The sequence below is a fragment of the Lysinibacillus sp. A4 genome (assembly GCF_024919535.1).
Lineage (GTDB): Bacteria > Bacillota > Bacilli > Bacillales_A > Planococcaceae > Lysinibacillus > Lysinibacillus capsici.
In genome coordinates, this window is sequence record NZ_JANWTB010000014.1 from 114,002 (window position 1) to 128,425 (window position 14,424).

Below are 14,424 nucleotides of genomic sequence, written 5' to 3' on the forward strand. Positions count from 1 at the left end.
AAAAAACTCCATGTGAATAGTGGATTCACATGGAGTAAAAGTTGGATTTGGATATCAATAATAACGTGGAATATTAAACGTTTGTTGGTTGTTTTACATATGGATTTGTAAGGTCCATACCTTCTAAGGAAAGACCCATCGCTTTAGCGACACCTTCACCATATGCTGGGTCAGCTAGATAGCAGTGAAGGATGTGACGGCGTTTGATGAATTCTTCAACAGAAGCCATATCGTTCGCGGTATTTTCAAATAAGCGTTGCTGCTCTTCCGAAGTCAATAGACGGAATAGTTTACCTGGTTGTTCAAAGTAATTATTATCGTCTTCACGGAAATCATGAATACCTGCATGACCATCAATACGTAATTCAGGCTCTTTATGGTCTAAATTATGCTCCCACTCACCATAGCTATTTGGTTCATAGCTTAATGTCGAACCAAGATTGCCATCAAAGCGCATTGCTCCATCGCGGTGGAAAGTACGGAATGGACATTTTGGTGCGTTGACAGGAAGCATATAGTGGTTTACACCAAGACGATAGCGTTGGGCATCCGCATATGCAAAGATACGACCTTGTAACATTTTATCTGGTGAGAAGCTGATGCCAGGAACAATGTTAGATGGTGCGAATGCAGCTTGTTCAACTTCTGCAAAGTAGTTGTCTGGATTTTTGTTTAACTCGAATTCACCTACAGGAATTAATGGGAAGTCTTTTTTATACCATACCTTTGTTAAATCAAATGGGTTGTATGGTAGCTCACGAGCTTGCTCCTCTGTCATTACCTGAATGTACATTTTCCATTTAGGGAAATCGCCTTTTTCAATTGCTTCATATAAATCACGTTGTGAAGATTCGCGGTCTTGACCAATAATCTCATTAGCCTCGGCACCAGTTAAATTCTTAATGCCTTGCTCTGTACGGAAGTGGAATTTAACCCAAACACGTTCATTATTAGCATTGATAAAGCTATACGTATGAGAACCAAATCCGTGCATATTACGGTAACCAGCTGGAATACCACGGTCAGACATAACAATTGTCACTTGGTGAAGTGCTTCAGGTAATGAAGTCCAGAAATCCCAGTTAGAGTTGGCATTTTTCATATTTGTACGTGGGTCACGTTTTACCACATGGTTTAAATCTGTAAAGTGTAAAGGATCGCGGAAGAAGAATACTGGTGTATTGTTCCCTACTAAATCCCAGTTTCCATCTTCTGTATAAAATTTAAGGGCGAAGCCACGAATATCTCGCTCTGCATCTGCTGCACCGCGCTCACCCGCTACTGTAGAGAAACGTGCGAACATTTCAGTTTTCTTGCCGATCTCTGAGAAGATTTTCGCTTTAGTATATTGTGAAATATCATGCGTTACAGTAAAAGTACCAAATGCACCTGAGCCCTTTGCGTGCATACGACGTTCCGGAATTACTTCACGATTGAAATTTGCTAGTTTTTCAACTAACCATACATCCTGAAGTAAAAGAGGGCCACGTGGACCTGCTGACATAGAGTCATGGTTACTTACTACTGGAGCGCCACCTGCTGTTGTAAAACGACGGCTACGATCATTTGCGTTTGTCATATTAGTTTACCTCCTGAAAAAAATGTGAGTCAAACTCTTCGTCTATAACTATAACAAATATAAAATAGAATTGCTAGTACATTATAATAATTATCGTTAAAGAATTTTTATATTTAAGTATAAACTATAAATATATGCGCTAGACATACGGAATATACATAGTTTTTAACTTTAATTTATTTTATCTAATCTCAATTTTATAGATAATTCTCACGTTAAGATTAGGATAATGACATCATGATAAGAGTCTTTATTGAAAATAAAATCAACTAATTGAAAACTATTTTAATCAATCTTTTATTTTTTTCTATATCGGTTAGGTGTAATACCAATTTGTTGCTTAAATAATTTTATAAAATAATTTGGATCATCAAAACCGTTTAAATGAGCAATTTCACTAATAGCAAAATCTGTTTCTAGCAGCATTTTTGTGGCATGATGAATTCTTACTTGCTGTAAATAGCGCTTAAATGGCAAGCCTTGTTTTCTTGAGAAAATCGTACTTAAATAATTGGGGCTTATTCCAAGCTTATGAGCAACAAAGGGAAGAGACAGTGCACTATCTTTAAATTGTTGATCAATTATTTCTATAGCTAGTTCAACATAATCAGCTCGTTTCTCTATTCGGGCTACCCTTGCTAACTCAATTAATGTCTGCGTGAAAGAAATAATCTCATTGAGTATCGTGTAAAATATAGGATGCTCAATGATTAAGTGAAATAGCTGACGGTAGTTTTGTTCGATAACCGCTTTTTCATGTAATTTATATTTCAGCATAAAGCGTCTAATTTGTGCTAAGACACTCGTCAGATGAATGCGTAAATCATCTTGCTCATAATATATGCCTTCATTAGAAAGCCGATATAAAAATGTTTTAACGGCCTCTAGGTTTCCATCTTCCAAACTACTTATTAGTAATTGTTGCTCTTCAGGTGTCAGTAAGGGATCAAAGGGCTGAGTTTCATATTGTTTGCTCGCATAAAAAATATGGCCAAAGCCCTCATAAAAACTTTGATGTAGTGCACGCTTTGTTAATGTATACATATTTTTAATGGTTGTAGGTGTTCCATCATATATGCCGATATTTAAAGAACTATTACTAATCAAACGCCATTCCTTCATAAGTGTACGTACATCTTTTTCCACAATCCTTATATCATTTGTTTGAAAAAGACATACGATTCTATTAGATAGAGGGTAGGTTTTCATATGAAAGTGAATCGGTGTTTGTTGAAGCCAATTGTAAAGCTTATTGAAGGTTTCAGTATGCTCGGGTTCAATCATTGTGAAATGTATCGTGGTCTCAATTGAACTAGATTTATTATCTAAAAATAATTGATTATAAAAGGAATCGTTTGTAGCCTCTTGAGCATCTTCTGTAATCTGGGGTGTGCGAAGAGAAATGGTTGTGAGTTTTTTCTTTAATAGCTCTAAATCAATAGGCTTCACAAAAAGATGAGCCACTTGTAAATCAATTGCCTTCAAAGCATTTTTAAATAATGGCTCTGTTGTCATTGCTAAAATGGCACCAGAAAGCTTCTGTAAATCGCGATAAAGACCTGCTAAGCGATTATTAGGAAATAAATCGATATTTAACAGTATGGCGTCTGGTTCAAATTGTCGAATAATTTGGGGCACTTCTGAAATACTTGTACACATTTCAATAACAACATCTCCAGGGAAGTATGTATGTAAAAACCACTTTATTCCTGCTAGGTCAGTAGGATCGCGATCAATTAATAACAGCTTCATACCATCAACCTTTCTTAAAAAAATACAGTTTCATATAAAAGTACGATTATATTAATAAAAATAACATAGTAATCTGAAAAAAGTCTTGTTTTCTCTATTAAAATTCTCTATATTCTGAAAAAGGTAGTTAGTACAATGTAAATAGAGTAATTGATCATCAGCAACAATCAACTTTGGATATAAAAACGCTTAGAAAGTTTGATACTGATGTTTTCGTATTACGAAAATATGAATGAAGATAATTTATTTACATAGCCATATAGGGAATAGGGGGATGTCATGTGAAGTCAATCATCGAGCTTGATGGCAATACATTAACAAGACAACAAATAGAGGAAATCGTGAAGGGGCAAGCAACAGTTGCACTTGCTACAGAGAGTTTGGAACGTATTCGTTTAAGTAGAGAGCGTATCGAAAAGCGTTTAGCTGAAGGCCAAACAATTTATGGTGTGAATACAGGGTTTGGTAAACTCAGCCATATAAAAATTGAAGAAGAAGACATTGAGCTATTGCAGCTAAATTTATTACGATCAGATGCAACCGGTGTTGGTGAACCATTCCCAACAGATGTTGTACGTGCAATGATGGTGTTACGTGCCAATGCTTTGGCCAGAGGATTTTCTGGCATTCGTGAGGAAACTGTCCAACTATTGTTGAATCTTATTAATAAAGGTGTTCATCCAATTGTTCCGTCACAAGGTTCAGTAGGAGCAAGTGGTGATTTAGCGCCTTTATCACATTTGGCATTAGTGTTAGTGGGAGAAGGAAAGGCTGAGTTTAACGGAGAAATCATGAGTGGTAGTGACGCGCTAAAGCAAGCAGGATTAACCCCTGTTAGACTTCAAGCTAAAGAGGGGCTAGCATTAGTTAACGGTACACAAGCTATGACGGGGATAGGTGTATTAACGGTCAATGAAGCTGAACGAATCGGTCTTGCAGCAGATATGGCTGCTAGCTTAACACTGGAAGCTTTAAAGGGCATTACCTCTGCATTTGATCCAGCACTTTTAGCAGTAAGACCACATCCTGAGTTAGAACTAGTGGGCGGGCGTATTCGTAAGTGGCTTGATGGTAGTAAACGTGTGACAAAGCAGGGTGAAATTCGCATGCAGGATGCTTATTCACTACGTTGTATACCACAAGTACATGGTGCTTCTTGGCAGTCATTTTTCTACGCGCAGGATCGTGTTCAAACTGAAATGAATGCAACAACTGATAATCCAATCGTTTTAGAAAGCGGGGAGGTTTTATCGGGTGGGCATTTCCATGGACAGCCAATAGCCTTGGCAATGGACTTTTTGAAAATAGGTGTATGTGAGTGGGCCAATATTTCAGAACGCCGTACAGAACGTATGGTAAATCCTCAGCTTAATGAAGGGCTTCCGCCGTTTCTAGCAACAAATCCTGGGATTGAATGTGGACTTATGATTGCTCAATATACAGCAGCCTCTATTGTCTCAGAAAATAAAGTTTTAGCACATCCTTCGAGTGTGGATTCTATTCCTACATCAGGTAACCAAGAGGATCATGTAAGTATGGGAACAACTTCGGCACGACAAGTACGTCAGATTGTTCACAACGCTGCTCGCGTTATAGCTATCGAATTGATTTGTGCATCACAGGCTATTCATTTAGACAAGGCAGAAGAGCAATTATCTCCTACTACAAGTAAATTCTTAAAGAAAGTGCGAGAATTTTGTCCACCATTACTAGCCGATCAACCAATTGGCGATGAAATTGAAGCATTGGCGAAATATTTACTATCAAGTAATGAATTAGTAAATGAATATGTGTAAATTGGATTAATTTAATATGAAAGAGCAAAGGCGTGGCTCGGTTATACACCGAGTAGCCTCTGCTTTGAAAATATTTATATGTAATTAAGTCTGAATATTCAGTTATTTTAGAGTTTTAGACAGCGTTATTTTTAATAGGAAAAGGAGCGTGTTTTTAATGGTATTTAAGACAGATATTCGTGCACCACGTGGAAATGAACTCACATGTAAGGGATGGACACAGGAAGCTGCAATGCGTATGTTAATGAATAATCTTGACCCAGAGGTGGCAGAGAATCCAGATGAACTGATTGTTTATGGGGGTATTGGTAAGGCTGCTCGTAACTGGGAAAGCTATGAGCAAATCATTGCCTCTTTGAAAGAATTAGAGAATGATGAGACTCTATTAATCCAATCTGGAAAGCCAGTAGCTGTATTCCGTACACATGAGCATTCCCCTCGAGTGTTGATTGCTAATTCAAACCTTGTACCAGCATGGGCAAATTGGGATCACTTTTATGAATTAGAAGAAAGAGATTTAATGATGTATGGTCAAATGACTGCTGGGAGCTGGATTTATATTGGTGCTCAAGGAATTTTACAAGGCACTTATCTGTCCTTTATAGAAGCAGGAAAAAAGGTATTTGGTACTGCTGATTTACGGGGTAAATTCATCCTTACAGGTGGTATGGGCGGTATGAGTGGTGCACAGCCATTAGCAGGGAAAATGGCTGGTGCTGTAATCTTAGTTGTTGAAGTTGAACGTGCTCGCATTGAACGTAAAATCAAAGAAGGCTACTGTGATTATATTGTAGAAACTGTAGATGAAGCAATTGCATTAGTTAATAAATTACGTGACCAAAATGAGCCAGCATCCATTGGCCTTGTTGGTAACTGTGCTGATGTTAATCGTGAGTTGTTGAATCGTGGAATTATTCCAGATTTTGTGACAGACCAAACATCTGCACATGATCCGATTAATGGTTATGTACCTAATGGCATGACCTTTGAAGAAGCGCTAAAACTTCGCAAAGAGGATGTAAAAACATATGAGCGTAAAGCAAAAGAAACAATGGCAGAGCATGTTCGTACAATGCTAGAGTTCCAAGAGGCAGGCGCAGAAGTATTTGATTATGGGAATAACATTCGTGCCTATGCCAAAGAAATGGGTGTGACAAATGCCTTTGATTTCCCAGGCTTTGTACCAGCGTATATTCGTCCGTTATTCTGTGAAGGAAAGGGCCCATTCCGTTGGGCGGCGCTTTCAGGAGACCCTGAGGATATATATAAAACAGATGCACTGGCAAAAGAGATGTTCGCTGAAGATGAGGGGCTAGTCAATTGGATTGATATGGCACAAAAAATGGTGAAATGGCAAGGGCTACCTGCACGCATTTGCTGGTTAGGCTATGGTGATCGTCATCGTTTTGCATTAAAGGTCAATGAAATGGTTGCAAATGGTGAATTATCAGCACCAATTGTCTTTGGTCGCGATCACTTAGATTCAGGTTCTGTAGCATCACCAAATCGTGAAACAGAAGGGATGCTAGATGGTTCGGATGCGGTATCGGATTGGCCAATTTTAAATGCTCTAGTTAATACTGCAAGTGGTGCAAGCTGGGTAAGCGTACACCATGGTGGTGGTGTAGGAATGGGTTATTCACAGCATGCAGGTCAAGTCTTAGTAGCAGATGGATCAGAGCTTGCCGCTGAAAAAATTGCACGTGTATTAGTTTCAGACCCTGGAATGGGCGTTGCTCGTCATGCTGATGCAGGCTACGATATTGCTATCGATACAGCAAAAAACAAAGGTGTCCATATACCAATGTTAAAGGGTGATGTGAAGTGACTATTCTAATAAAAAATGCAAATGAAGTAATTACCTTGAAAAGTAATGTACAAGGACCACGTACAAAAGAACAAATGCAGGAAATTGCAGTAATAGAATATGGCAGTGTTCTAATTGAAGAAGAGCGTATTGTAGCAGTAGGAGCGTATGAGCAACTAGAAGCTGACTTTCCAGAATTAATAAAGAAGGCAGAAACGATTGATGCTACTGGTAAGATTGTTATGCCTGGCTTAGTGGATTGTCATACACATTTAGTGCATGGTGGAACACGCGAGCAAGAGTTTAATATGAGATTAAATGGTTCTACCTATATGGAAATCATGAATGCAGGCGGTGGCATTCATGCTACAACAAAGCGTACACGAGAAACAAGCTTTGATGAATTATATGAAAAAACGATGCAGCATTTAGATGTATTTTTAAAGCATGGCGTAACAACAGTTGAAGCAAAATCAGGGTATGGCTTGGATTGGGAAACGGAAAAGAAACAGCTAGAGGTCGCAAAAGAATTACACGCTGCACATCATATTGATGTCATTAGCACGTTTATGGGAGCTCATGCAGTTCCTCGTGATTATAAGGGGCGTGAGGATGAATTTGTGGATGTGGTGGTCAATGAGATGCTGCCAAAAGTAGCAGAACTAGAGTTGGCTGAATTTAATGATGTATTTTGTGAAAAAGGCGTCTTTACACCCGAACAATCCCGACGCATTTTAGAGGCTGGAAAAGCACTAGGCTTAACCCCAAAAATACATGCGGATGAAATTGAACCTTATCAAGGCGCAGAGCTGGCTGCGGAAGTAGAGGCCATTTCTGCGGAGCATTTGTTAGTTGCTTCTGATAAGGGAATTAAAAAAATGGCTGAAGCGGGTACAATTGCTGTATTGCTGCCAGGTACTGCATTCTTTTTACGTGCACCCTTTGCAAGAGGGCGTCTAATGATTGACGAGGGAGTGCCTGTGGCGATATCAACAGACTTTAACCCTGGGTCATCCCCAACAATGAGCCTACCCTTCATTATGAATTTAGCTTGCATGCATATGGGTATGACATTGGAGGAAGTATTAACGGCAACAACAATTAATGCAGCATATGCCCTAAATCGAGGCGAGCAAATTGGTTCCCTTGAAGCACATAAAAAAGCTGACGTACTTATCCTTGATGTTGCGAATTACAAGCAACTGCAATATTTCTACGGCATGAATCATACACATACAGTAATCAAAAATGGGCAAGTTGTTGTAAAAAACGGAATTCTGCTGAAAGATCAATAATAATAATGGGCATAAATAAGGCGGAGTAGCTTTATTTATGCTTTTTTTTATAAATTAGTTGCAAATGCTTTGCTGAAAGATTATAATTCTAATAAATAGTAATTATAGAATTACAAATTACTTAAAGCTTGTAATTATAGAAGGGGTTATACAATGACAAAATTTCGTACTGAAGAAGAAGTGCTTGCACATTATGATTCCTCAAAATATCTAACACCTGATGGATATACCGCAGATATTGCTATTTTTACAATTGTCTCAGAAAAAAAAGAAGAAAAAGCACCGCCGAACATGACGCTAAAGATTATGCTCATTAAACGTGCTACTAAGGATGCTGAAGGAAATCCCAATATTGAAGGAGGAAAATGGGCACTTCCAGGGGGCTTTGTAGATGCAAATCAAAAAGAAACTGCCTTTATCGCAGCAAAGAGAGAATTAAAAGAAGAAACAAATGTAGAAGGTTTACATGTTCAACATTTTGGTGTTTATGATGAGATCGATCGAGATCCACGCGGTTGGATGATTTCAAATGCATTTTATGCCATTGTTCCTGAGACATATATTGAGCAACGACAAGCGAATGATGATGCAGATGATGTAGAACTGTTCGATATAGAAAGTGTATTTACGCTTCCATTAGCTTTCGATCATCGAAAAATCATTTCCGATGCGTTGCATTTTATTAAAAGGGATATGATACAAACAACTGTTGCCAAAAACTTTTTACCACAAGAGTTTACATTGTCCGAATTGCAACGAGTACTACTAACAGTTGGAGAAGATCCACGAATCTCTAACGATTCCGTATTCTTTACAAAAGCACCTAAATTACCATTTATCGAAAAAGCATTGGATGAAGAAGGAAAACCGAAGAAAACAAAAAGAAATTCGTTCCGGCCTTCCCAGCTCTATACATTTAATGATTTTGAAATGGTAGAGTCTATCTATCATTAGGAAAGATCCGTCTTTCCTGTTTATTTTAATAAATGTAATTTGTAATTTTAGTATTACTAATTAATTAAATGGAGTGATGAAATGATGAAAAAGCGTGCATTAATTAATATTGATTATACAGTGGATTTCGTTGCGACGGATGGGGCTCTTACTTGCGGAGAGCCTGGGCAATTGCTCGAACGTGCAAATGTTGATTTAACAAAGGAGTTTATTAAGAGGGGGGATTTTACAGTATTTGCGATAGATGTTCATGAAAAGGGAGATGTTTATCATCCAGAAACAAAGCTATTCCCACCTCATAATATTCGTCATACAGAAGGTAGAGAGTTATATGGTGCATTAAACGCATTATATGAAGAAAATAAAGATCAAGATTTCGTCTATTACATTGATAAAACGCGTTATTCTGCTTTTGCAGGGACAGATCTAGAATTGAAATTGCGTGAAAGAGGAATTACTGAGCTGCATTTAATCGGCGTTTGTACAGATATCTGTGTTCTTCATACAGCAGTAGATGCTTATAATAAAGGGTTCGATATCGTCATTCATAAAAATGCTGTCGCCTCCTTTAATCAAGCTGGACATGAGTGGGCGTTAAATCATTTCGAGCATACTCTAGGTGCAACTATTATTTGACATGAATGGAGGGGAAAATATGAAATATGTAGATGATAGTTTCATGTTACACACGGACCTATACCAAATTAATATGGTTCAAACTTATTGGCAAGATGGTGTTCATCAACGTAAAGCTGTTTTCGAACTATATTTTAGAAAGCTTCCATTTGGCAATGGCTATGGAGTTTTCGCTGGATTGAAAAAAGTGATTGAGTTTATTAATAACTTTGGTTTCTCTCAAAGCGATATTCAATATTTACGAGAAGAGGGGAAGTATCCCGAGGAATTTCTTGAATACCTAAAAGAACTTAAATTTACAGGGACAATTAAGGGGATGAGAGAGGGAGAATTGGTCTTTGCAAACGAGCCTATCCTGCGAATTGAAGCACCATTAGCAGAGGCTCAATTAATTGAAACGCCGTTGTTAAATATCGTTAATTACCAAACCCTGATTGCGACAAAAGCTTCACGTATCAAACAAGTGACGGGTGAGGATGTTGTAATGGAATTTGGAACCCGCCGCGCACACGAATTTGATGCTGCTATTTGGGGAACTCGTGCTGCTTATATAGGCGGATTCTCTGCAACAAGCAATGTAAGAGCAGGAAAATTATTCGGTATTCCTGTGTCAGGAACACATGCCCATGCGATGATTCAAACCTATCGAGATGAATATACTGCGTTTAAAAAATACGCAGCAGCCCATAAAGACTGTGTTTTCCTAGTAGATACTTATGACACACTACGTTCTGGTGTTCCTAATGCTATCCGCGTAGCGAAGGAGCTAGGGAATCAAATTAATTTTATTGGTATCCGTTTAGACAGTGGAGATTTAGCCTATCTCTCAAAACAGGCAAGGAAAATGCTAGATGATGCAGGATTTACAGCAACTAAAATTATGGCTTCGAATGATTTGGATGAATATACAATTATGCATTTAAAGTCACAAGGGGCGCAAATTGATGCTTGGGGAATCGGAACTAAGTTGATTACAGCCTATGATCAAGCAGCTCTTGGTGGAGTATACAAATTAGTTTCGATAGAAGACGAAAGTGGAGAACTAGTTGATACCATTAAAATTTCAGCAAATCCTGAGAAAGTGACTACACCTGGACGTAAACGTGTTTACCGTATTATTAATGCAGAGAATGGTCATGCTGAAGGAGATTATATTGCGTTAGATAATGAAAACATACAGCAAGAAGAAAGATTGAAAATGTTCCACCCTATTCATACGTATATTAGTAAATTTGTTACAAATTTTACCGCGAAAGAGTTACATGAAAGTATTGTAGAAAATGGAAATGTTGTTTATGAGGAGCCAACTATTCAAGAAATACAAAAATATGTACAGGAAAACTTACATTTATTGTGGTGTGAGTATAAGCGAACAATGAATCCTGAAGAATATCCAGTCGATTTAAGTCAAGCTTGTTGGGACAATAAAATGGCAAGCATACAGGCAATAAAAGAAAAGGTTTCACAACGTATTTAAAAGTAACTGCTAGGAGGTAGAGACGATGGCGAGAATAGGTATTTATGGTTCATCATTTGATCCTATTACCAATGTCCATCTTTGGACAGCAAGCACTGTAGCACATCGATGTAAGTTAGATAAGGTTATTTTTTTGCCTTGCTCAAATAAACGCAAAGATAAAACCATCAAAACAGCTGATACACATCGTTGGAATATGCTTCAGTTAGCTATTGCTAAAGACGATCGTTTTATAGCAGATTCCTATGAGATGGATCAAGAAGGCTGGAATATCTACACATATGACACTATGAAATACTTTAGAGAGAAGAACCCAGAGGATGAGGTGCATTTTATTATGGGTGCTGATTTATTAGTGGATATTGGTGCGGGTTTATGGAAAAAGGGCGACGCATTAGTAGCGGAGAATAAATTTATTGTAATGGCACGACATGGCATTGATATGCTCTCAACCATTAGTCGTTCTCCGATTTTAAGAAATAATGATGATGGAAGATTTCATCTTATCGATAAAGGGCTAGCGATGGAAATTAGCTCTACCTATATTCGAGAAGAATTCGCAATGGGAGGAGAACCGAGATATCTCTTGCCTACTGCTTGTTACAACTATATTAAAGAACATCATCTTTACCAAAAATAAAATAGTGAAGCTATCATTAATAAGTGTGGATGACTACCACACTTATTTTAATTTTGAAAAGATGGTGAATTTTATCATATAGAGCTCAGGGTAAGCTATAATAAAAATAGTAATGAAGTACAATTTTTTGCTGTCAATTTTTTGTAATGATTAATGTTAGAAAGGAATTCATGAATGTGCAGCTTACATTAACATTTCTTATTTTAGGAGCAACGATTTTCGCATTTGTGACCAATAAAATACGAGCAGATCTTGTAGCAATTGTGTCACTATTAGCGTTTGTTATTATGGATATTTTGACGCCCGCGGAGGCATTAGCTGGTTTTTCAAACTCTGTAGTTTTAATGATTGCAGGGTTATTTGTCGTGGGTGCAGGGATTTTACGTACGGGCCTGGCAGGCATGGCGGGGCAACTCTTACTAAAATGGTCAGGCAATAGTGAGCTGAAGTTATTTGTGCTACTGCTTATTATTGTAGGGTCGGTTGGTGCATTTATGAGTAATACGGGTACTGTCGCCTTAATGATGCCAATCGTTGTAAGTATAGCAATAAGTATGAAAGTCAGCCCTTCTAAATTTCTACTACCACTCTCCTATGTAGCAAGTCTTTCTGGTCTGATGACACTGATTGCGTCCCCAACCAATTTAATTGTCAGTCAGTTATTGGTTGATCGAGGCTATAACAAACTTGGCTTTTTTGAAGTAACTCCTATTGGTATCGTGGGGATGATTGCTGGCATTTCCTATTTAGTACTTGTAAGAAATATTTTATTACCAAAGGATCAAAACCGTACACAGACTAATGAAGGCTATAAACTTTCGCCGAAAAAAATTATTAAGCAATATGATTTAAATAATCGTCTATTTAAAATCTCCGTTCCTGAGGAGTCACCTATTATTGAAACATCGTTAGCGGAATTAAAACTACCAGCTAAGTATATGCTTTGTATGATGAAAATTCATCGGAAATCACAGGAGGGCATTAATTTACTACCGATGACTTATCAAGAAATGGCAGGACCAACTAGTGTCATTCATGCCAAGGATGAGTTATATGTTCAAGGAGAAATAGAGGATATTCGGCGTTTTGTTGAGGATTATCATCTTGAGATGCAAGGATTAGTTGAAGGAGAAGCCGATGAATTGGTATCGAAGCATCTGGGTATTGCAGAGGTATTGCTTACCCCAAATTCGAGCTTTATCAATGAAACGGTTAGTTCCCTTGGGTTCCGGGAAAAATACAATCTAAATATCATTGGTATTAATCGTAAGGGTGGTTACAAGCTTCAGGATATGGTGTCTCACAAATTAAAATTTGGAGACGCAATATTAGTACAGGGAGCATGGGATGAAATTCTTTTGTTAGCAAGAGAAACGCAAGATGTCGTGGTTGTAGGACAGCCGAAAGAACACGCAAGTGTGGCAGCAGCTACAGGCAAAGCTGGAATTGCGGGGATTATTATGTTATTCATGATTATTTTGATGGCATTTGAAGTTTTCCCTGCTGTCATTTCTGTGATGATTGGTGCTGTACTTATGATTTTAACAGGCTGCTTGAGAAACATGGAAGATGCCTATAGCAATATGAATTTTGAAAGTATTGTGTTAGTGGCTGCGATGTTACCAATGGCGACAGCGTTAGAAAAAACAGGGGGCATGACCATTTTATCTGATGGTATTATTAATGCTTTAGGTGGTTTCGGACCATACGGTGTACTCATAGGAGTTTATATTTTGACAGCTATTTTCGGTCAATTTATTAGTAATACGGCAACTGCTGTATTGTTTGCACCCATTGCCATGAGTGCAGCCATTGCAATGGAGGTTAGTCCCACAACATTTATGATTGCAGTCGCAGTTGCAGCAAGTATGGCATTTGCGACGCCAATTGCTTCCCCTACGAATGCACTGGTAATGACGGCGGGGGGCTATAAATTTATGGATTTCGTAAGAATAGGGGTTCCGTTACAGCTTGTTATGTTTATTGTGATGATGATAGCCATCCCGTTCTTTTTCCCATTTTAAAAACTCGGTTTCTTTACCGAGTTTTTTGTTTTTTTAAAGATCTATTATTTTTTTGTAGGAAATTATGATAAAATTATTTTCTAGTTCATGGTCTAATATTGAACTAGCTTGTGAATAGATTTTATAGTTATTAATATAGGAAGTTTTACTTTGGTAATAAAAATAATAAAGTTTTTTATTAAAAAGTGTTGACCTTTTAAAAATAAGGGTGTAGTATTATACAAGTCGCCAGGGTGACACGCTAAAATAAAGCAAAACATGAACCTTGAAAACTGAACAAGCAAAACGTAATCAATAAAGTTTTAAGTAACTAGCTTCGGTTAGTGAACAAAACAAAAATTTTGGACATCAAACATGATGCCAGCAAAACAATTTGAGCTAATCAAATTTCTTTTATGGAGAGTTTGATCCTGGCTCAGGACGAACGCTGGCGGCGTGCCTAATACATGCAAGTCGAGCGAACA

Annotated in this window: 10 protein-coding genes and 1 rRNA gene; 9 read left to right on the forward strand and 2 right to left on the reverse strand. The window is 37.8% G+C overall.

Annotated elements, in window-relative coordinates; genetic code table 11:
• Positions 1-73: 73 nt before the first annotated feature.
• Both NY607_RS21815 and NY607_RS21820 read right to left on the reverse strand, forming a co-directional pair.
• The gene (locus NY607_RS21815; RefSeq protein WP_048390717.1) at positions 74-1,579 is read right to left on the reverse strand and encodes a catalase; all 1,506 of its coding nucleotides are present in this window, start codon (positions 1,577-1,579) and stop codon (positions 74-76) included.
• Between the two features lie 297 nt (positions 1,580-1,876).
• Positions 1,877-3,331 carry a helix-turn-helix domain-containing protein gene (locus NY607_RS21820; protein WP_131522199.1) on the reverse strand — a complete coding sequence of 485 codons (1,455 nt, stop codon included), beginning with the start codon at positions 3,329-3,331 and terminating at the stop codon, positions 1,877-1,879.
• 281 nt (positions 3,332-3,612) lie between these two features.
• On the opposite strand from NY607_RS21820, the gene hutH reads away from it, so the two are divergent.
• The 9 genes from hutH to NY607_RS21865 form a co-directional block, all read left to right on the forward strand.
• Positions 3,613-5,127 carry a histidine ammonia-lyase gene (gene hutH, locus NY607_RS21825; protein WP_259420364.1) on the forward strand — a complete coding sequence of 505 codons (1,515 nt, stop codon included), beginning with the start codon at positions 3,613-3,615 and terminating at the stop codon, positions 5,125-5,127.
• A 157-nt stretch (positions 5,128-5,284) separates the two neighbouring features.
• Positions 5,285-6,955 (forward strand): urocanate hydratase, encoded by a 1,671-nt coding sequence (gene hutU / locus NY607_RS21830; protein WP_237899104.1) that lies wholly within the window; start codon positions 5,285-5,287, stop codon positions 6,953-6,955.
• Entirely contained in the window at positions 6,952-8,229 is a 1,278-nt protein-coding gene (hutI, locus tag NY607_RS21835) for an imidazolonepropionase (protein WP_131522202.1), read from the forward strand. Before hutU ends, hutI begins: the two co-directional genes overlap by 4 nt.
• A 153-nt stretch (positions 8,230-8,382) precedes the next feature.
• Positions 8,383-9,183 (forward strand): NUDIX domain-containing protein, encoded by an 801-nt coding sequence (locus NY607_RS21840; RefSeq protein WP_131522203.1) that lies wholly within the window; start codon positions 8,383-8,385, stop codon positions 9,181-9,183.
• 81 nt (positions 9,184-9,264) lie between these two features.
• Positions 9,265-9,819: a cysteine hydrolase family protein gene (locus NY607_RS21845; protein ID WP_131522204.1), complete on the forward strand. Its 555-nt coding sequence runs from the start codon at positions 9,265-9,267 to the stop codon at positions 9,817-9,819.
• A 19-nt stretch (positions 9,820-9,838) separates the two neighbouring features.
• Positions 9,839-11,296: a nicotinate phosphoribosyltransferase gene (locus NY607_RS21850; protein WP_131522205.1), complete on the forward strand. Its 1,458-nt coding sequence runs from the start codon at positions 9,839-9,841 to the stop codon at positions 11,294-11,296.
• Between the two features lie 25 nt (positions 11,297-11,321).
• The gene (gene nadD, locus NY607_RS21855) at positions 11,322-11,936 is read left to right on the forward strand and encodes a nicotinate-nucleotide adenylyltransferase (protein WP_048390705.1); all 615 of its coding nucleotides are present in this window, start codon (positions 11,322-11,324) and stop codon (positions 11,934-11,936) included.
• A gap of 170 nt (positions 11,937-12,106) precedes the next feature.
• The gene (locus NY607_RS21860) at positions 12,107-13,960 is read left to right on the forward strand and encodes an SLC13 family permease (protein WP_048390703.1); all 1,854 of its coding nucleotides are present in this window, start codon (positions 12,107-12,109) and stop codon (positions 13,958-13,960) included.
• A gap of 392 nt (positions 13,961-14,352) precedes the next feature.
• A 16S ribosomal RNA gene (locus NY607_RS21865) occupies positions 14,353-14,424 on the forward strand; the annotation flags it as partial.